The organism is Arthrobacter sp. Y3225116 (genome assembly GCF_059091245.1).
Genome location: NZ_JBNHGL010000007.1, coordinates 1 through 17193, shown reverse-complemented (window position 1 = coordinate 17193; position 17193 = coordinate 1). Strand labels below are relative to the sequence as shown.

Genomic DNA, 17193 nt, shown 5'->3' with positions numbered 1-17193 from the left:
CGCGGGGTTCGGAAGATTGGGGATTTAGCCTTCGCAGTCGCGGCAGTACTTCTCGCCGTTCTTTTCGCGGGCTACTTGGCTGCGGTGACGGACGAGGAAGCAGGAGCCACAGGTGAATTCGTCCTCACGGGGAGGAACAACCTGAACCACCAGTTCTTCACCGGAGAGGTCGGCACCGGGCAGATCGATGCCCTCGGCGGTGTCCGAGTCTTCGACGTCGATCAGCGCGGTCTTCGCACCACCGGAGCGCTGAGCCTGAAGGGCTTCGAGCGACTCATTATTGTTGTCGTCGTCCTTGTTGCGCGGTGCGTCGTAATCGGTTGCCATCGGGGTTTAAAACTCCTGAAGTTCTCGTTGTTTTGACCTATCTGCGAGCGCCCATCATAGCTGCTGTTCCACAGATTTCAACATCGGTCAACAACGTCTCACACACGGCGATAATTCCCGTGCACCGGCGCGGTTCCAGCGGGCCCCCAAGGCGAATGACATTGTTGTGAGCAGGGCCACTCCAGAAGGCCGAGGGGACCGGGACTCCGTTACAGAACCGCCAGCGGGACGACAGCGGCCGCGGTCGCCACGGCAGCCGCCCAGCAAAGCAGGATGACCACCGCGAACCCGGCCAGCCAGAGCGCGGCCGGGACACCGGTCCGGCGCGCCATGATGAATGCGTCGGAATTGGCCAGCTGGTGCCGGCGCCGGGTGTGCACGCTCACCAGATTCAGCCAGTCCCGCACGGCCCCCACCAGAAGCCCGACGCCGATGGCGAGCGTCAGGTGCCCGAGCCACTCCACCGGCGCGAACCACACCAGCAGCTGAGCGCCTACCGCCAACCCCACGGCAATGACGACGCCCTCGAGGTTCCGGATGAACAGGAGCGTGGCCAGCAGCAGCAGCGCGCTGACGGACAGGGCGGCACCGGACCAGCCGCCGAAGGCGGCCCACACCAGCGCTGCCCCGACCAGCGCGGGCACCGGGTATCCCCAGAAACCGGTCCAGGCCGCGGCTGCCCGGCCCGCCCCGCGACTGATCATGGCGCCGGATTGGTCGAACCGCAAATGGATTCCACGCACCAGCCGCCCCGTGGCCAGCGCCGCGAACGCGTGTCCAAGCTCATGGACCGCTGTGACGAACAACCCGAAATACCGCCAACTTGCTCGGGGCACCGACAACAGCAGCGCCGCGGCCAGGATGACCCCCAGCTCCGGCACCCCGGCTTGGAGTGGTTCACCGCGCATGAAGCCGGCGGCGATCCTGGTCCACCATTCGGCGGCGAATTGCTGCAGCATGTTCCTCGTTTCATCCGTGACTAGGCGATATAACTAGACCACACTGCCCACTGCCCACCACCGGAAAGCCCCATGGACAAGCTGGATTTCAAGAAGGACCAGAAGGAGCTGTACGCCCCGGGCAAGGATTTCCAGCTGGTTACCGTACCGCCCATGCAGTTCCTGCAGGCGGACGGCCACGGCGATCCGAACACGGCAGACACATACGGGCAGGCGGTCGGGGCCTTGTACGCAGTGTCCTACACGCTGAAGTTCGCCAGCAAGAAGCAACTCGGGCGCGACTATGTCGTCGGCCCATTGGAAGGCCTCTGGTGGGCGGAGGACATGACCGCCTTCACCCGGCGGGCCAAGGACGAGTGGTCGTGGACGATGATGATCCGCCAGCCTGACTGGCTGGAGCCGGAACACATCGAAGACGCGATGCGGCAGGCGGCAACCACAAAGAATCTTCCCGCGATGGGATCGCTCCGGCACGGTTCTCTGGACGAGGGGCTAAGCGTCCAGGTCATGCACGTGGGTGCGTACGACGACGAAGGACCGGTCTTGGTCCGCCTGAGGGATGAATTCCTACCGGCCAACGAGTTGGAACCGAACGGGCACCACCACGAGATCTATCTCGGCGACCCGCGCAAGACCGAACCGGCCAAGCTCAAGACAATTCTGCGCCAACCTGTCCGCCCCGCCTGAGCTTCAGAGGGCATGCTCTCTGGCGTCCTGGGTTCGGGACGGCCAGCCCGTGCGGTCCGGCCAGCCGGGTTATGGGGTCCTGCCCGCCTCGTACGGGCAGCCAAGACCCAAAAGTTGACACTTCAACCTAATTGCTGTCAATATTTGATTGAAGCGTCAAGTTATTGATGCTTATCGCTCGTTCCAGACGGCCGATCCTCTGACCATTGAAACGGTGAAAACATCATGACTAATTCCGCTTTGACCACCACTGCACGCACAGTTCTTCGCGTCGTCCTGGGCTTCCTCTTCGTCGCCCACGGCTGGCAGAAGTTCAACGAATGGACCATCGCCGGCACCCAGGCCGCCTTCGGCCAGATGGGCATCCCGGCCGCCGATATCGCCGCGCCAATCGTGGCCGGCCTGGAGCTCGCCGGCGGCATCGCCCTGATCCTCGGCCTGCTGACGCGGCTCGTGGCTGCCCTGTTGACGCTGAACATGCTCGGCGCCCTGGTGCTCGTCCACGCTCCCGCCGGCGTCTTCGTGGACGGCGGCGGCTACGAACTGGTGCTGCTGCTCGGCGCCGCAGCGCTGGCGCTGGCACTGGTTGGCCCCGGCCGGATCTCCGTGGACCGCGCCGTCTTCGGCAAGACCAAGCTGGCTCCCCTGGCCTAAGTTCTCAGGCAGCCCCGGCCCGGACCCCGCCGGGCAACCCCCGGATCAAGCGGGGCGCCCGAACGGGCAACTCCGGATCGAGCGGGCGCCCGAACAACGGGCGGACACCGAAACGGGCAGGCGCATCCGAAAGGCTGCACCTGCCCGTTTTGCTGTCCCCGGCCGCAGCCGTTCGCTCACACCGCCGCACACGCCGGCGCAGTGTACGGAGGCGAGCAGCGGCGGCGGGGTCTTACCGGAACACGTCCCGCCGCGTGGCGCATGCCCACGGCGACTGAATGCCTTCAGCACGTCCGTGCCGCGGGTATCGTCAGGCGGCCCTCAGCATGGCCGGCGGCCCACCTTGAGCGCCCTTCTCCAGGCCCCCGCCCGCATCCGCCGGGGCGTGCGGCACCAGGTCGCGGTCGGCGAGGACTGCAGAAAGCAGGTCATCGGCGTCAATATACTGCAGGCCCTGATCGGTCAGGCCGACAGAACGCAGCCCGGCCGAATCTGCATCCTGCCGCCCCCTGCCGGCGGGGTTCCCAGAAGCCACGCCCTGTGCCAACGGAGGAAGGGCGGTCGCGCTGCCGCCAAGGCCGGAAGAGTCCGGATCGGCCGGCGGAATCTGCCCGCCGGTCAGTTCCTGCCGTGCACGGCCAGCGGGTTGCGCGGCGGAAGGCGTGGACTGAAGATGCAGCACGGCCTTTCCTTCGGCCGCCGCCAATTCACGGTGCACTGCTGCCAGGAAGGCGGCCAGCCCCGACCCCAGCGACGCACAGACTGCCGCCAGGATCTCCGAGGAGGCCTCCTTGCGGCCGCGTTCGATCTCCGAGAGGTACTGCAGGGACACGCCGGCCCGGCTGGCCACGTCGTCGAGGGTCCGCCGCTGGCGCCGGCGCTCCCTGCGCAGCACCGCCCCATAGACGTCGCGGAGCAAAGGCGGAGGCCCTAAACCTGGACCGCGGTGAAGCTTCTGAAGTTCGAGCACGGCGGAGCTCCCTTCTGGCTGCTTCCATCGTAGGAAGCGGTGCCGTCGGCGTCAGCAGGGTCTGCTCTGGGCAGAAAGCGGCTCCGTCTTAGCCCCACCGCGCGCCCCAGAACGCAGCCCGCCGGGCCCCACCGCGCGCCCGTCAGGACCCGGTTGACGTCAGCCCCGGGGTGCTTTTGCCTTCGGAGCGGCGGCGTGTCCGGCAATTTCAGTCGATCGGCCGCGCGGACCCTTGTAGGGTGGCGGCATGGCACCTCTACGACCTATCGGTTATTGGCTGAAGCTCGTTGACCGGCTGCTCGACGAGCAGTTCATCGAGACCATGGAGGAACACGGAATCACCCGCCGGCAGTGGCAGATGATGAACCTGCTCGCAGACAAGCCATCCACCGCCGGCGAACTCGCGGAAGCCCTGGGACCTTTCATCCCGGAGGAAGAGGGCGAAGGACCCCAGGAACCGGTCGAAGAACTTGTGGAAAGCGGCTGGGTCAGCGCCGAGAACGGCCGCTACGCGCTGACCGACACCGGGCGGGCCAGCTTTGCCTCACTCGGTGAGGTGGTCGACCGCGCGCGCGCCCGCATGGCGGACGGCATCAGCGAGGAAGAGTACACAGCCACCCTCGACGTGCTGGAGCGGATCGCCCGCAACCTCGGCTGGGAGGGCTAGGCACGACGGCGGCCCGCCGTCGTCGTCTCAGCCGAAGTTGGACTCCCCCAGGTAGGGTTCCAGGATCGATCGCTGGCGCTCATTCAGGCGCAGCAGCCGGCCTGTGTCCGTGTGGAAGAACGCAAGCGTGGTTTCGGCCAGCACGCATTGCTCGGCGGTTACCGGGTCCATGATCCGGTAGGCGATGGTCAGGCTGGCGCCCTTGATCGCGCTGATCCAGACCTCCACGTGTGCCGGGATGTTGCGGTAACTGAGCGGCCGGACGTACTTCACCCGGTGCTCCGCCACCAAAGCCTGAGTGGACTCGGGCAGGTCGGAGAAGACCGGCAGGTCCACCTCGAGCCCGGGACCGCCGGTGCCGGCCGGAGGCCCGAACGCGTGGATGCGAGCTTCCTCCAGAATGCGCAGGATCTCCACGTTGTTGATGTGCCCGTAGGCATCCATGTCTCCCCAACGCATCGGCACGTTGCAGGTGAGGCGCTGGGCGGAAGGTGTCTGAGTCATCGCCCGATTCACTTTACCGGCCGTTTACGCAGGGGAAACCGTTTGGCATTCCGCATGCTGAACCCTATAGTGGGAGGGCGCCACAGGGTGTGACGCGCAACACAGGTCTCGTGATGAACACATACAAAACAGAAGATACAGCCAGCAACACTGTGCAATTCGACGTTTGGGTGGACGTCGAACTGCACATAGATACCGAATTGGGACTCATCCAGTTCTGCCTCGAGGGGGAACGCGTTCTGGGGTGGTCCGACGATATTGACGCCATCGCTGCGGCTGCCGCGGATTCCGGCGGCGCCGCCCAGTGGTGCGAAAAATACTCCAAACTCCTGGTGCCGAGTTCGCGCAAGGGGGCGGGCAACCGCTTCTTCACCGTGGCCCGCATGGACCAGGACAACGACGACGACAGGGACCGGCCGGCGGCCTGACGCCGCCTGACATGTGACGTAAGCCGTCGCCGCGCCTCCTGCGGACTTCGTTACCATGAAGCCGTGCCTACTTCTTCGCCCCCGCCCCCGGAACGCGGCAAACTCGCCGGCAAACTGCTCCGCGGCGGCACCGAACCCGACCCGCGGTTCACGCTGGCCAACGAGCGCACCTTCCTGGCGTGGATCCGCACCTCGCTGGCACTCCTGGCCGGCGGCATCGCGGTGGAGGTCTTCACCGGCGGCGTCTTCGTCCCGGAAATCCGCAAGACCATCGCCATCATCCTCCTGGTCCTGGCCATGGCGATCGGCGGCGGCTCGTTCTTCCGCTGGCTCAACGTCGAGCGGGCCATGCGCCACAAGACTCCCCTGCCGCTGCCGCTGATTGCCCCGATCCTGGCGGTAGGCGGCGGTGTGGTGGCGGCGCTGCTGGTGGTCTTCGTCGTCCTGCGGCCGTCCTGATGCGACGCGCCCGTACCGTGCCGGAGCCGGAACACCACGACGCCGGCCTGCAGCCCGAACGCACGTCCCTGGCCTGGAGCCGGACCACCCTGGCCATGATCGTGGCGACAGCCATGTTCCTGCGCTGGATGCCGGAATACGGCTGGTTCACCGGGACCCTGGTCGCCGTGGCGTTGTGCACGGCGTTCGGCATCTACATCACGCAGAAGCTCCGGTACCGCCGGGCGGTCTCCGGCGTGGCCGACGAGAGGATCCACGCCGACGCCGCGGCTGCCGCCTGGGTTGCCGGCAGCGTGGTGGTGCTCGGCGCGCTCGGCATCTATGCCGTCCTGTTCCTGGACTGAACAACGACGGCGTCCGCCCGATCGCGCTCGCGCGGGCGGCTGACGGACGGCCCGGGTGGTATCAGCGGCTCGTCTCGGCCGGGCTGCGCTGGAGTCAGGCTATGGCGTCGCGGTAGACCCAGCGGCCGTCCTCGCGAACGAATGTGCTCTTCTCCTGCTGCGCGCGGTCCCGGCCGCCCTCGCGGTAGCCGGCGCGGAACTCCACGGTGCCCGCGCGGTCGGATTCGCCGCCGCGGACGGTCTTGAGGATTTCCAGTCCGGTCCAGTGCAGCCCGGGGTCGAGCTCAAGCTGCGCGGGCCGCGTTTCCGAATGCCACGTGCGCAGCAGATAGGCGGCATCCCCCGCGACGAACGCCGTGTAGCGCGACCGCATCAGCGCCTCCGCCGTCGGCGCCTCCGCCTCGCCGCGGTGGAACGGCCCGCAGCACTCGCCGTACGGCCGGCCGCTCCGGCACGGACACGGCGTCGTCGTCGTAAGGACTGGAGTGGTTCGCGTGTTCCGCATGGTCAGTGGGACAGCTGCAGGGCAGCCGCGTAAATGTCCGGCAGGTTGTCATTCCGACCGGCCTCGCGCCGGGTCACCCAAACCTCGAAGGCGACCCGGACCACTGCCGCACAGGTCTCGAACGCAAGCCTGATCTGCAGGTCGCTCACCCCGTCGCGGCCGAACCGGTCCATCAGGGCGTCCACCAGCCCGGTTGTCCGGGTGGCATTGTGCTTGAGCATGGCCGCCTTCAGCAGGGGCTCCTTGCGGATGAGCTGGTTGACGAGCAACATGCGGCGGGCTGCCGGGGCGTCGTTGTCCGCATACCCCTGCATGACCTCGTGGTAGACGCGCTCAAGCTCTTCGCGCGGGTTGCCGGCCGGATCGATCGTGAGCAGCCCGGCCTCGAGCGCGGCGTCAAAATCCTGGTGTGCCGGCAGCGCGGCTTCTTCCTTGCTGGTGAAGTACCGGAAGAACGTGCGCTGGGAAATCCCGGCAGCGTGGGCGATGCCGTCCACGGTGGTGGCATCCACGCCGTGTTCCTGAAACAGATGCAGCGCGGCCTCGCTGATTTCCGTCCGGGTCTGGCGCCGGCGCCGCTCCCTTAATCCGGGTGCAGCGACAGGGAGCTCAGCCGTGGTCGGGCCGGGCACATCGGTTCTGGAAGCGCCGCTGGTCGGCGTTTTCTGTGGCATAGCAGCTTCCAAGATACCCCATATTTGAGTATTCGCTGCCAATGTGGCAGTATCTGCCATAATGGCATGAAAGGGCATCAATGAACATTAAAGTTGGCGACACCCTCGTCTATCCCCCACACGGCGCTGTTACCGTGACCGATCTCCGGACCCGTCCGTTCAAGGACTGCCAGACCAAGTTCGTTCAGTTCCGCGCGCATCACGACGGCCTGCTGATCGAACTGCCGCTGGGCAACGCGGAAACGGTCGGCGTACGCAAGGCCATCAGCAAAAAGGGCGTCAAGGAAGTCTTTGCGATCCTGAAGGCGAAGGTGCCGGAGGATCAGGAAAACTGGTCGCGCCGGTTCAAGGCCAACCAGGAAAAGATTAACAGCGGCGACATCTACCGGGTCAGCGAAGTGGTCCGCGACCTCTCGCTGCGGGCCATCGAACGCGGCTCCTCGGCCGGTGAAAAGCACCAGCTCGAACAGGCCATGCGGATCCTGTCCTCGGAGCTTGCGCTGGCCGAAAAGACTGACAACGACACGGCGCGGGCCATGATCGAAGCTGTTTTCGGCCCGCTGGAGGCCACCGTTTAACAGGCCGCGCCCGCAGGAATGACGTCCGGGCACTGCCGCTTGACGGCGCCCCGCTCCATCACGAGCGGGGCGCCGTCGTCGTTAAAGGTTTCTCAGCCGTGGGGCGGCGTCGGCGCTGAAGGATTCCCAGCTGTGGGCGCGCCGCCGTCGTTAGAGGATTCCCAGCCGTGGGGCGGCGTCCTCGTTAGAGGATTCCCAGCTGCTGAAGCTGGTTCGCCAGGCCTTTCCCGTCCGAGGCGTAGATCCACGGGATGCTGCGCGCGGGTCCGACCGGGCCGTCCTGTGAACGGCCGCCGGCCAGCACCGCTTCGCTAACCGACAGCTGGCGGATGGCGATGGCCGCCACATGCTCGGGATAGCGCAGCGCAAAGCCTGCGTAGATGGCTTCGTCGTGCTGGCCGTCGTCGCCGATCAGCAGCCACTTGATCTTCGGGAATTCTTCGGCCAGCCGCCGCAGCTGGTCCACCTTGTGCATCTGACCGCTGCGGAACCAGCGGTCCTTCGTCGGCCCCCAGTCGGTGAGCAGCAGCGCACCGTCCGGATACATGTTCCGGGACAGGAACCGCGTCAACGTCTGGGCAACGTTCCAGGCACCGGTGGAAAGATACAAGACCGGGCTCCCCGGATGCTCGCGCGTGACCCGCTCCAGCATCACGGCCATGCCCGGCGTGGCGTTGCGCGCATGTTCATCCAGCACGAACGTGTTCCAGGCCGCGAGCATCGGGCGGGGCAGCGCCGTGACCATGACGGTGTCATCGACGTCGGACACCACGCCGAAGCGGGCGTCCGGCGGCACCACGTAGACCGCGGCTTCCACCGGTTCCGAGTCCTCGCAGCGCAGCGTGACGGTGTGCCAGCCTGGAGCCAGGCTCACCGGAACCTTGGCGTCCACCACGCCGCCCCGGTCGGCCACCACCTGGTGCTCGATGCCGTCGGCGTGGATCGCCACCCGGGCGTTGGCCACGGGCGGGCTGATGAAATTGCGCCAGCCGCGGATGCCGTCGGCCACCAGCTTCGAGGGCATGCGGCCGTTGTCGAAGGCACCGGGCCGCGCCATCACGACCCGGGCGAGCACGCGGACCCAGCCGTCGGTACCGTAGCCGGTGAACGGCATGACGGTGGCCACGTCGCCGCGCTGCCGTGCCCGCCGTTCCCGGACCGCCTGCCAGCGGTCTTCGAGGCGCATGCCGATGTGGGCTGCCTTCTCCTGGAGATCGTCGCCGTTGCCGGTAAGGGATGCCATGGTCCAAGTCTGTCATGCACACGCTTTCCGGCTCGAACCCGCGGCAGCGCGCCGCCACCGCGCCAACCACGGGGCACGCCCGACGGCGACACCAGCCCGCGGTTCCTCCCGGCGGTGCCGCCGCCTCCCCGGGTCTTGCCCGCGTCGAAGCGAACCTGAAGACTGGCCACATGACGTTTGCATCGCGGCACATCAGCATCGCCATCAACCGCCCCGCTGGAGAGGTCTACGAGTTCGCCGCCAAACCCGAGAACATGCCGCAGTGGGCCGCCGGGCTCAGCTCCTCCATCGGTGTGGTCGACGACGCCTGGGTCGCCGAGACCGACTATGGGCCGGTTCGGGTCACGTTTACCGAACGCAATGAGTTCGGCGTGCTGGACCACTACGTGACGTTGCCGTCGGGCGAATCCGTCTACAACCCGCTGCGCGTGCTCGGCAACGGCGAGGGCGCGGAGGTCGTGTTCACCCTGTACCGCCGTGACGGCATGGACGAGGCGGCGTTCGAAGCCGATGCCGCCGCCGTGGACCGGGACCTGCACACGCTCAAGAGGCTGCTCGAGGCCTAAACCGGCCCCGGTTCCAGACCACCTGAGAAGCCGCGCCGACAGGACTGGCGGGCCCACCGCCGTCGTCATTTTTTCCCGCCACAGCGGGCCAACGGACGTAAACTGAAAGCGCTGGTTCTGACGTCAGATGCGCCCCTACCAACAGCCGGGTTGTTACTCGACGAAGTTTCAAACTCATTGTCTGGGAGGAGAAATGACTACCGCATCACCGCATGCCCATCACGCACACGTCTCGCGCGGAAATGTGCGTAATGCCGCGATGACTTCGGGAATTGTTCTCTTTGTGATCGGTGTGCTGGGCTTCATTCCCGGCATCACCATGGAGTACGGAGAAATGGCTTTCGCCAGCGGCTCCGGCGCCATGCTGATCAACGCGTTCCAAGTGTCCATGCTGCTCAACATCGTCTACCTGGTGGTAGGCGTGGTGGGCTACATCATGAGCCGCACCACCAGTGGTGCCCGGGACTTCCTCATGGGAGCGGGCATCCTGTACCTGGCGATGTGGCTGTACGGCCTGATCGTCGGCCCCGGCGAATCAGCGGCCAACTTCCTGTCCACCAATGCAGCCACCACCTGGCTCAACTTCGTCCTGGGCGCCGTGATGCTGGCCCTGGCCATCGCCTACATGGTGCGCCACCGGGACGAGGCGCGCGAGGCACGCTAACCGAAACCGCCCCGCCGGGTTTTCGGCGGACGGTTCGCTGCGGACCCCAGTCGACATGACTGGGGTTCGCTGGCTTCCGGGGGCCGTCGGATACTGGCTCCGTGATACTCATGATCCTGTGCGGCGTGCTGGTGGCCGCCGGGCTGGCCGCGGTGGCCTTCCGGGGCGGGGAGCGGTTCCAGCCTCCGCCGGGCCGTGACGAGGACCTGGGTCGGGACGACGGCGCCCCTGTCCTCGACCGTGGCACTGACACGAACGACGACGGCGCCCCTGTCCTCGACCGTGGCACTGACACGAACGACGACGGCGCCCTCGTGTTCGACGCCAGCGCCCACGGGAACGACGACGGCGCCCTCGTGTTCGACGCCGGCGCCCACGGGAACGACGACGGAACCCTCGTCCTCGACGGCGGCGGTCGCGGGAACGACGAGGGAGCCCTCGTGCACTACGGCGGCACAGTCGTGGACGACGACGGTGTGCTCGTACCGGACGGCGGCGCCCACGGGAACGGCGACGGAGCACTTCTGCGCCGCGGCCGTGCCCGGCCCAGCAGCGGCGGTGCCCTCCTGGCGCGCGTTGCGCGCAGGGTGCTGTGGTGGGCGACAGTGCTGCTGGCCGCAGGCGGGGTGGCCGGGCTGTGCATGGCGGGCGCCGGCGGCCGGTTGATCATGCGACTGTTGGCGGTGACGTCGCCGGAAGACGATGGAAGGCTGACCGATAACAACCAGACCATCGGAGAGATCAGCCTGGAAGGGACCGGGAGCTTCGTCCTGTTCGGCGTGGCCATCGGCTGCGGGACGGCACTCCTCTACGGCATGGTGCGGTGGTGGTTGCCGGCCGGCCGGGCCGGCGGAGCGGCCTTCGGGCTGTTGTTGTTGCTGGTACTCGGCACAGCGCTTGGGCCGCTGGAGCCGGACAGTCGGGACTTTGAGGTAGTGGGCCCGGGCTGGCTGTCGATCGCAGCCTTCTCCGCGCTGGCCATTGCCCACGGCATGCTTATCGCGGTGGCCACGGCTTGGCTGTCCCGACGCGTCCCGCTGCTGCGGACGGCCAAGGACCTGCAGTGGTACCTTCCGCTGCTGCTCCTACTGGTCCCGCTGGGCGGCGCCAGCGTGGTGGTCGCGGCCTGGATCGTCGCCGCCATCGTCGTGGGCTGGGCACTTGCAGCCCTCAGGTTGAAGCTCTTCGCAGAGCCGTCAGCGGGGCGGCATGCGGGCTCGGGACGGCGGGAAAAGGTGCTGCAGCGGAGGGTGCTGCTGGGCGGACGCGTCGCTTTGGTGGTGTTGGCCGTGGCCTGCACGCCCGGTTTCGTCATCTCCATGGCCACCATCCTTGGGGCCGAGCGCGGGTAGTCCACCGACTGCTTCGGCGGGTTCAGGCGACGGAACGGTGCCTGTCCCAGAGAACAGCACCGCCCCCGCCGGGTAAGGAAACGGCGGGGGCGGTGTTGGCCGGCCCGGAGGCCGGCGGCAGAACAGCCCGCCGAACGGAGGCGGCGGGCGTGCCGGGCTTGGGGTATTAAGCGGCGGCGTTCTGCGGAGTGCGGATGGTGGCGAAGCCTTGTGCCCACAGCACGAGCTGGTCGATCATCGGGGACAGCGTTCCGGCATTCTGCTCGGTCGGCTTGAACTCGGAGAAGTTCTCGAAGTCGGTGAACAGCGAGAACATCACCTGGTTGCGGACCACGGCCACCTGCAGCTCGGCCAGCATATTGCGCAGGTGTTCGGCAGCCCGGACGCCGCCCATCGAGCCGTAGGAAACGATGCCGGCAGCCTTGTTGTTGAACTCGACGTTCAGGTAGGACAACGCGTTGGCCAGGGCGGACGAGACCGTGTGGTTGTATTCGTTGGCCACGAAGATGTAGCCGTCAAACTCGCTGATCTTGGCCGACCAGGCCTTGGTGTGGTCGGCCTGGTAGTTCTGGTACGCGGCCGGGTAGGCCTCGTCCAGCAGCGGCAGGTTGAAGTCGGCGATGTCGACGACCTCAAACGTGGCGTCCGTCCGGGAGGCCAGTTCGGCGGCGACCCAGTTGGCGACGGAGTCATTGACCCGGCCCGGGCGCGTGCTGCCGGTGATGATGGCGATCTTGGGGAGGCCGGCGACGGCTTCGCTGCTAGCGGCCTCGACCGGCTGGGCGACGGGTGCATCCGTGCGGGGCTCCGCAGCGGAGGCCGCGGGGTTGGCGGCAGACCGGCGGGCGCTGGACTTGCTGAAAAGATTCTTAAACCAGGACATTGCAGCCTTCGATAGATTGCTTGAGCTTTCAACTATCCTATCCGGCCGAAGAATGACATGTCAACAAAGGTAGACACAGCCCGCTCCGAGGCATGTGCGAGTGGGTGGAATCCGCCCTGAATCCGGGCAGCGCGGTGCAGAGGCGGGCCTCTTCCGGGGTCCCGCAGCCAAGGTGCGGGCGTGGCCTGGGAAACCGGGGAGTTGCGCGAACTGCTGCCGCGGCTGCACTCCGGCCAGCCAGGGTACGGGCATGCTCCGGGAACCCGGCCCCGCGAATCAGGGAGCGAGCGAACTGCCGGGCGGGCGGACGTGTTCGAAGATGACCGTGGTATTCGTGCCGGCAACCTCGGGGCGGACGCTGAGGTTGTTCGCGACCAGGTCGCGCAGCGCGTTGGAGTCCGCCACGGCAACGTGGATCAGGAAGTCGCGGTCGCCGGTCACGAAGAAGATCCCCTCTACCGCGGGCAGGCCCGACAGGAAGTCCTTGAACTGGGTCAGGTTCGACCGCGCGTGCGCCTGCAACCGGATGGAGATCAGCGCCTGCAGGCCGCGCCCCACGGCCGCAGGGTCCACGTCGGCATGGAAGCCGCGGATGACGCCGCGTTCGCGCAGGGAGCGGATCCGGCTCAGGCACGTCGAGGGGGCGATGCCGGCGGCCGCCGCGATCGCGTTGTTGGGGGTTCGGGCGTCGGCTTGGAGCATCTCGACGATCAACCGGTCGATGCGGTCCAGCCCCGACCCCGCGGGAGCCCCGAACGGGCGTCGAAGATCGTTCGATTCGGCCATGTGATCGCCACCACTTTCTGAACTTACTGCCTGCATGCCTCACTCTTACAGAATCTTCTCCTAACCGCTTGAGAAACGGGTAAACATTCTTCAGGATGGGTCCGAGAGAAGAGTCGACCCGAGGAGCACACGATGTACTCTCGCGCACACGCCCCGAGCACCGCCGTCGTCGTGGGTGCAGGCATGGTTGGCTTGGCCACCGCCTGGCATCTGCAGGAACGCGGCGTAGAAGTCACCGTTTTGGACCGATCCGGCGTCGCCGCCGGCGCCTCGTGGGGCAATGCTGGCTGGCTCACGCCCGGCATGGCCATGCCGTTGTCGGACCCGACCGTCTGGACCTACGGGCCCAAGGCGCTGGTTGACCCGACGGCGCCGCTGCACATTCCCGCCCGCCTGGACCCGCAGTTGTGGAAGTTCCTGGCCCGCTTCGCGCTGCACGGCACGCAGAAGGCCTGGGACCGGACCATGGCCGCGCTGACGCCGATCGACAAGATGGCGCTGGAGAGCTTCGATGAGTTGACCGATAACGGCGTCGAATCGTGGACGCGCAAGGGACCCTTCATCGTCGGTTTCGAGGAGGAGAAGGAAAGCCGCCACTTTGTGCACGAGCTGGCCAGCGTGGAGAAGGCCGGCCAGTCCGTCCCGCTGACCCGCCTGGACAACCCCCAGGTCAAGGTGCCGCAGCTGTCCGCCGGCGTCTCGACGGTGTTCGAGCTGGAAGGCCAGCGGTTCCTTGAGCCCGGCCCGTTCGTCGAGGCCCTAGCTGCATCCGTGGTGGCACGCGGCGGGAAGATCATTTCCGGCGCCGAGGTCCGCTCCCTGCGCCACGGCCACACCGGGATTTCGGTGGAGACCTACGCGCATGAGCCGTTCCACGCCGACGTCGTAGTGCTGGCCACCGGCGCCTGGCTGCCCGATCTCGCCAAGCCGCTGGGCGTTCGCACCATGGTGCAGGCCGGGCGCGGTTACTCGTTCAGCGTGGCCACCGATCAGCCGGCCGAGTTCCCCATCTACTTCCCGGCGCGCCGCGTGGCCTGCACCCCCTACGAGGGGCGGCTGCGCATCGCCGGAACCATGGAGTTCCGCGGCCCGGACGAACCGCTGCAGACCGGGCGGATCGACGCGATCCTGGCCGCCGTGCGGCCGCTGTTCACCAACATGGACCTGGAGCACCTCGAGGATATCTGGGTTGGCCCGCGACCGGTCACGCCCGACGGGCTGCCGCTCATCGGCGCCACCCGCTCCCCCGGCGTGTACGTTGCCGGCGGGCACGGGATGTGGGGCATCGTGCTGGGTCCGGCGACCGGCAAGCTGCTGGCCGAACAGATTGTCACCGGCCGGGTGCCCGACGAAATCCGGCCGTTCGACCCGCTGCGCTGACGGCCCACCGACGGCCCGCCGGCGGCCCGCTGACGGCCGCTGACAGCTCGTCGGGGCGGGACTAGTATGGGCGGCACTTGGGGCGCAATGCTCCACGGAAAGGTGGCTGTCATGGAATCGCTCACGGTGCCCGAGCTGGACGCGCGGACCATGGAAGGACTCCGGATCCTCGCCGATACGCACCATCGCTCACCCGAAGCCGAGGCCCGGGCGATCCTTGTGCAGGCCGTCCGGGGGCTGGGCGAGGCGGACGAACTCCTGGCCTCGATCATCGGCGACGACGATTCGGCCGACGACCGCAAACGCCGGGCCGGCCGGGAGTAGGCGAGCTCGATGCCGCGCGGCACCCGACCGCGCAGGCAGTCGACGCGCTAAAACCGCGCCGGCGCCGTCGAGCGCACAAAACCGCGCCACCGCCGCCCAGCGCTCAATACCGGGCGCCCGTCGTCGTCGTTGCTTAAACAAGCGCTGCCCCGCACCGAAACGGTACGGGGCAGCGGAGCCTGTGGAAAATCAGCCGCCGAAGAGCGGCGAGACGGAGTTCCACAACTGGTAGACACCGAGGACCACGAACAGCAGGGCACAGATGCCCAACGCGATGTTCGTGTGCAGGCGGTTGGCCCATTCCTTCGGGATCCGCTTGCCGTTGAGCAGGCCCAGCAGCGTCAGCGCCAGGAACGGCATGAACAACGACCCCAGTGCGCCGTAGAGCAGGATCAGCGCGATCGGCTTGCCCAGCATGAACAGCAGCATGGGCGGGAACGTCAGCCAGAGGACGTAGAACTTGAAGTACTTGCCGCCCACGCGCGTGTCCGGGTGGCCGGACTCCTTCTTGCGCATGTTGCCCCAGAAGTCGGCGAACATCAGGGACACGCCGTTCCAGACGCCGATGATGGAGGAGAAGGAGGCGGCCCAGAAACCGACCAGGAAGCCGGTGCCGACCACGTCTCCGTACTCATCCTTGAGCACCCCGTACAGGTCCAGCAGTCCTTCGTCGCCGGCGCTCAGCGAAACACCCGCTGTGCGGACCACCTCGGCGCCGACGATCAGCATGGCGATGACGAAGATGCCGGTCATGATGTAGGCCACGGAGTTGTCGATGCGCATGACGCGCATCCACTTGGGCGTGTGCCAGCCCTTTTCGCGCAGCCAGTAGCCGTAGGCCGCCAGCGTGATGGTGCCGCCCACGCCGCCCGCAAGCGCAAGGGTGTAGAACACCGCGCCCTCTTCCTGCGGGATCATCGGCACGAGGCCGCCGATCATCTCCGGGATGTTGGGCACGGCGATGACGGCCAGCCCGACGACGGTGACGAACATCAGCCCGACGAAGAAGGCGGTGATCTTCTCGAAGGTGGCGTATTTGCCGAACCAGACCATGACGAATCCGGCCAGGCCCATCATGATGGCCCAGGCCCACAGCGGCAGCACCGGGAACATTGCGGCCAACGGCAGCGCTGCCGATGACATTGCCGTGGCACCGTAGACGAAGCCCCAGATCATGATGTACGGACCGAAGTACCAGGTGGTCCAGCGGCCCAGTGAGCGCCAGCCCTCGAAGATGGTCTTGCCCGTGGCCAGGGTAAAGCGTCCGGCACCTTCAACCAGGATGATCTTCAGGATGACGCCGACGATCACCGCCCAGAAAAGCCCGTAGCCGTAGCGGGACCCCGCCACCAGCGTGGCCACCATGTCCGCGGCGCCGACGCCCGTGGCGGCGACAACGAGACCGGGACCGACGATCTTCCACTTGGCGGGAGCACCGCCGTCGTTATCCACCCGTGCAGCGGCATCGAGCGTGCCCGGGGCATTGTTCTCAGTGGCCATGAGCCGTGTATTCCTTACCGTGATGGAGCTTGTCCGCAGAAAAGAGGGGGCAAGAGTGCCGCCCGTCACCGGACCCCGTCTAGTTTCTCACGCGTTCTGAACGCCCGGTCGGTAAATAGCCGAGGGGGCCACTCGCGGAACCGTTCGGCGCAGCCCAGGCACCCTTCGGCGGGAAAGTGACGTGCGATTGTGGCCGTTCGCATAGGCGGTGCGGTGGGTTACGGGGTCTCGGGGCGCCCGGACTGGGGGGTGGTGCTCGGGGTGCGGTGCTGGGCGCTCAGGCCGCGGGTGCTGCAGGCCTACGGGCGGGCCGCCGCCCAGGGGTCGCAGGCTTCGACCGCAAGCCGCCGATAGCCCTCGGCATTGCCGGACACCACGGTCAGGCAGTGCCTGGAAGCGGTCGCGGCGATCAGCGACTCGACGGCCGGCACGTCCTGGATGGCCAGCGGCGCCCAGGCCTCGGCCACCTGCTGGTCCACCGGCAGGATAAAGGCCGAGAAGCGCGCGGTCAGCTCGACCAGCCACGCGTCGGCCTGCCCGGTCAGCGCGGTGTCCTGGGTGCTCAGCGCGCGCAGCTCCCCCAGGGTCAGGGCGGAGATGTAGACCCGGGAGCGGCGGCGCCGCCGCAGGAAGTCGACGACGGCGGGGGCCGGGCTTTCGCGCCTGAGCTTGACCACGACGTCGGTGTCCAGCAGCAGCCCGCGGGCCCGCCGCGGTCCCGGAGCTGCGGCCGGCGTCT

At 67.2% G+C, this 17193-nt stretch carries 23 protein-coding genes; 12 read left to right on the top strand and 11 right to left on the bottom strand.

Annotated features, from left to right (window positions below):
- Positions 1 to 24: 24 nt before the first annotated feature.
- Together AC5RV2_RS01765 and AC5RV2_RS01760 are read right to left on the bottom strand one after the other, a co-directional pair.
- Positions 25 to 327 carry a DUF4193 domain-containing protein gene (locus AC5RV2_RS01765; RefSeq protein ID WP_493979582.1) on the bottom strand — a complete coding sequence of 101 codons (303 nt, stop codon included), beginning with the start codon at positions 325 to 327 and terminating at the stop codon, positions 25 to 27.
- A 209-nt stretch (positions 328 to 536) separates the two neighbouring features.
- Positions 537 to 1286, bottom strand: coding sequence for a M50 family metallopeptidase (locus tag AC5RV2_RS01760; protein WP_494090896.1), 750 nt, complete (start codon positions 1284 to 1286; stop codon positions 537 to 539).
- A 72-nt stretch (positions 1287 to 1358) separates the two neighbouring features.
- Here AC5RV2_RS01760 and AC5RV2_RS01755 point away from each other — a divergent pair, with 72 nt between their 5' ends.
- Together AC5RV2_RS01755 and AC5RV2_RS01750 are read left to right on the top strand one after the other, a co-directional pair.
- Positions 1359 to 1973: a GyrI-like domain-containing protein gene (locus AC5RV2_RS01755; protein ID WP_494090895.1), complete on the top strand. Its 615-nt coding sequence runs from the start codon at positions 1359 to 1361 to the stop codon at positions 1971 to 1973.
- Positions 1974 to 2198: 225 nt separating this feature from the next.
- Positions 2199 to 2627 (top strand): DoxX family protein, encoded by a 429-nt coding sequence (locus tag AC5RV2_RS01750; RefSeq protein WP_494090894.1) that lies wholly within the window; start codon positions 2199 to 2201, stop codon positions 2625 to 2627.
- Positions 2628 to 2937: 310 nt separating this feature from the next.
- Here AC5RV2_RS01750 and AC5RV2_RS01745 read toward each other — a convergent pair whose 3' ends face one another.
- Complete coding sequence (locus AC5RV2_RS01745; protein ID WP_494090893.1) at positions 2938 to 3546, bottom strand: helix-turn-helix domain-containing protein; 609 nt, start codon at positions 3544 to 3546, stop codon at positions 2938 to 2940.
- Positions 3547 to 3844: 298 nt separating this feature from the next.
- Between AC5RV2_RS01745 and AC5RV2_RS01740 the strand changes: the two genes are divergently transcribed.
- A complete protein-coding gene (locus tag AC5RV2_RS01740; RefSeq protein ID WP_494090892.1) occupies positions 3845 to 4264 on the top strand; it encodes a MarR family winged helix-turn-helix transcriptional regulator in 420 nt (139 codons plus the stop codon).
- 27 nt (positions 4265 to 4291) lie between these two features.
- Here the strand turns inward: AC5RV2_RS01740 and AC5RV2_RS01735 are convergent, their stop codons facing one another.
- On the bottom strand, positions 4292 to 4768 hold the full coding sequence (locus AC5RV2_RS01735; RefSeq protein WP_494069212.1) for an acyl-CoA thioesterase: 477 nt from the start codon (positions 4766 to 4768) through the stop codon (positions 4292 to 4294).
- Between the two features lie 152 nt (positions 4769 to 4920).
- On the opposite strand from AC5RV2_RS01735, the gene AC5RV2_RS01730 reads away from it, so the two are divergent.
- The 3 genes from AC5RV2_RS01730 (at position 4921) to AC5RV2_RS01720 (ending at position 5999) form a co-directional block, all read left to right on the top strand.
- Positions 4921 to 5196: a hypothetical protein gene (locus AC5RV2_RS01730; RefSeq protein WP_494090891.1), complete on the top strand. Its 276-nt coding sequence runs from the start codon at positions 4921 to 4923 to the stop codon at positions 5194 to 5196.
- A gap of 63 nt (positions 5197 to 5259) precedes the next feature.
- Positions 5260 to 5655: a YidH family protein gene (locus tag AC5RV2_RS01725; protein WP_494090890.1), complete on the top strand. Its 396-nt coding sequence runs from the start codon at positions 5260 to 5262 to the stop codon at positions 5653 to 5655.
- Positions 5655 to 5999 (top strand): DUF202 domain-containing protein, encoded by a 345-nt coding sequence (locus AC5RV2_RS01720; RefSeq protein ID WP_494090889.1) that lies wholly within the window; start codon positions 5655 to 5657, stop codon positions 5997 to 5999. Before AC5RV2_RS01725 ends, AC5RV2_RS01720 begins: the two co-directional genes overlap by 1 nt.
- A gap of 94 nt (positions 6000 to 6093) precedes the next feature.
- Here the strand turns inward: AC5RV2_RS01720 and AC5RV2_RS01715 are convergent, their stop codons facing one another.
- Positions 6094 to 6504: a YchJ family protein gene (locus AC5RV2_RS01715; RefSeq protein WP_494090888.1), complete on the bottom strand. Its 411-nt coding sequence runs from the start codon at positions 6502 to 6504 to the stop codon at positions 6094 to 6096.
- A gap of 2 nt (positions 6505 to 6506) precedes the next feature.
- Positions 6507 to 7178 carry a TetR family transcriptional regulator gene (locus AC5RV2_RS01710; protein WP_494090887.1) on the bottom strand — a complete coding sequence of 224 codons (672 nt, stop codon included), beginning with the start codon at positions 7176 to 7178 and terminating at the stop codon, positions 6507 to 6509.
- An 80-nt stretch (positions 7179 to 7258) separates the two neighbouring features.
- Between AC5RV2_RS01710 and AC5RV2_RS01705 the strand changes: the two genes are divergently transcribed.
- Entirely contained in the window at positions 7259 to 7756 is a 498-nt protein-coding gene (locus AC5RV2_RS01705; protein ID WP_494001708.1) for a CarD family transcriptional regulator, read from the top strand.
- Positions 7757 to 7940: 184 nt separating this feature from the next.
- Here AC5RV2_RS01705 and AC5RV2_RS01700 read toward each other — a convergent pair whose 3' ends face one another.
- Positions 7941 to 8999, bottom strand: coding sequence for an App1 family protein phosphatidate phosphatase (locus AC5RV2_RS01700; protein ID WP_494090886.1), 1059 nt, complete (start codon positions 8997 to 8999; stop codon positions 7941 to 7943).
- Positions 9000 to 9169: 170 nt separating this feature from the next.
- On the opposite strand from AC5RV2_RS01700, the gene AC5RV2_RS01695 reads away from it, so the two are divergent.
- The 3 genes from AC5RV2_RS01695 to AC5RV2_RS01685 all read left to right on the top strand — a co-directional run bounded on the left by AC5RV2_RS01695 (position 9170) and on the right by AC5RV2_RS01685 (position 11581).
- Positions 9170 to 9565: an SRPBCC family protein gene (locus tag AC5RV2_RS01695; protein WP_494090885.1), complete on the top strand. Its 396-nt coding sequence runs from the start codon at positions 9170 to 9172 to the stop codon at positions 9563 to 9565.
- A 259-nt stretch (positions 9566 to 9824) separates the two neighbouring features.
- Entirely contained in the window at positions 9825 to 10229 is a 405-nt protein-coding gene (locus AC5RV2_RS01690; RefSeq protein WP_494069203.1) for a DUF4383 domain-containing protein, read from the top strand.
- Positions 10230 to 10330: 101 nt separating this feature from the next.
- Positions 10331 to 11581, top strand: coding sequence for a hypothetical protein (locus AC5RV2_RS01685; RefSeq protein WP_494090884.1), 1251 nt, complete (start codon positions 10331 to 10333; stop codon positions 11579 to 11581).
- A 166-nt stretch (positions 11582 to 11747) separates the two neighbouring features.
- On the opposite strand, the gene AC5RV2_RS01680 is transcribed toward AC5RV2_RS01685, so the two are convergent.
- Both AC5RV2_RS01680 and AC5RV2_RS01675 read right to left on the bottom strand, forming a co-directional pair.
- A complete protein-coding gene (locus AC5RV2_RS01680; protein WP_494090883.1) occupies positions 11748 to 12464 on the bottom strand; it encodes an NADPH-dependent FMN reductase in 717 nt (238 codons plus the stop codon).
- Positions 12465 to 12740: 276 nt separating this feature from the next.
- Positions 12741 to 13250 (bottom strand): Lrp/AsnC family transcriptional regulator, encoded by a 510-nt coding sequence (locus AC5RV2_RS01675; RefSeq protein WP_494069200.1) that lies wholly within the window; start codon positions 13248 to 13250, stop codon positions 12741 to 12743.
- Positions 13251 to 13382: 132 nt separating this feature from the next.
- Here AC5RV2_RS01675 and AC5RV2_RS01670 point away from each other — a divergent pair, with 132 nt between their 5' ends.
- Together AC5RV2_RS01670 and AC5RV2_RS01665 are read left to right on the top strand one after the other, a co-directional pair.
- Positions 13383 to 14630 carry an NAD(P)/FAD-dependent oxidoreductase gene (locus AC5RV2_RS01670; RefSeq protein WP_494090882.1) on the top strand — a complete coding sequence of 416 codons (1248 nt, stop codon included), beginning with the start codon at positions 13383 to 13385 and terminating at the stop codon, positions 14628 to 14630.
- Positions 14631 to 14741: 111 nt separating this feature from the next.
- On the top strand, positions 14742 to 14954 hold the full coding sequence (locus AC5RV2_RS01665; protein WP_494090881.1) for a FitA-like ribbon-helix-helix domain-containing protein: 213 nt from the start codon (positions 14742 to 14744) through the stop codon (positions 14952 to 14954).
- A 189-nt stretch (positions 14955 to 15143) separates the two neighbouring features.
- Here AC5RV2_RS01665 and AC5RV2_RS01660 read toward each other — a convergent pair whose 3' ends face one another.
- Together AC5RV2_RS01660 and AC5RV2_RS01655 are read right to left on the bottom strand one after the other, a co-directional pair.
- Positions 15144 to 16454 (bottom strand): Nramp family divalent metal transporter, encoded by a 1311-nt coding sequence (locus AC5RV2_RS01660; RefSeq protein WP_494069197.1) that lies wholly within the window; start codon positions 16452 to 16454, stop codon positions 15144 to 15146.
- 299 nt (positions 16455 to 16753) lie between these two features.
- Positions 16754 to 17193: PIN domain-containing protein (locus AC5RV2_RS01655; protein WP_494090880.1), on the bottom strand; the 440-nt coding region annotated here is incomplete at its 5' end.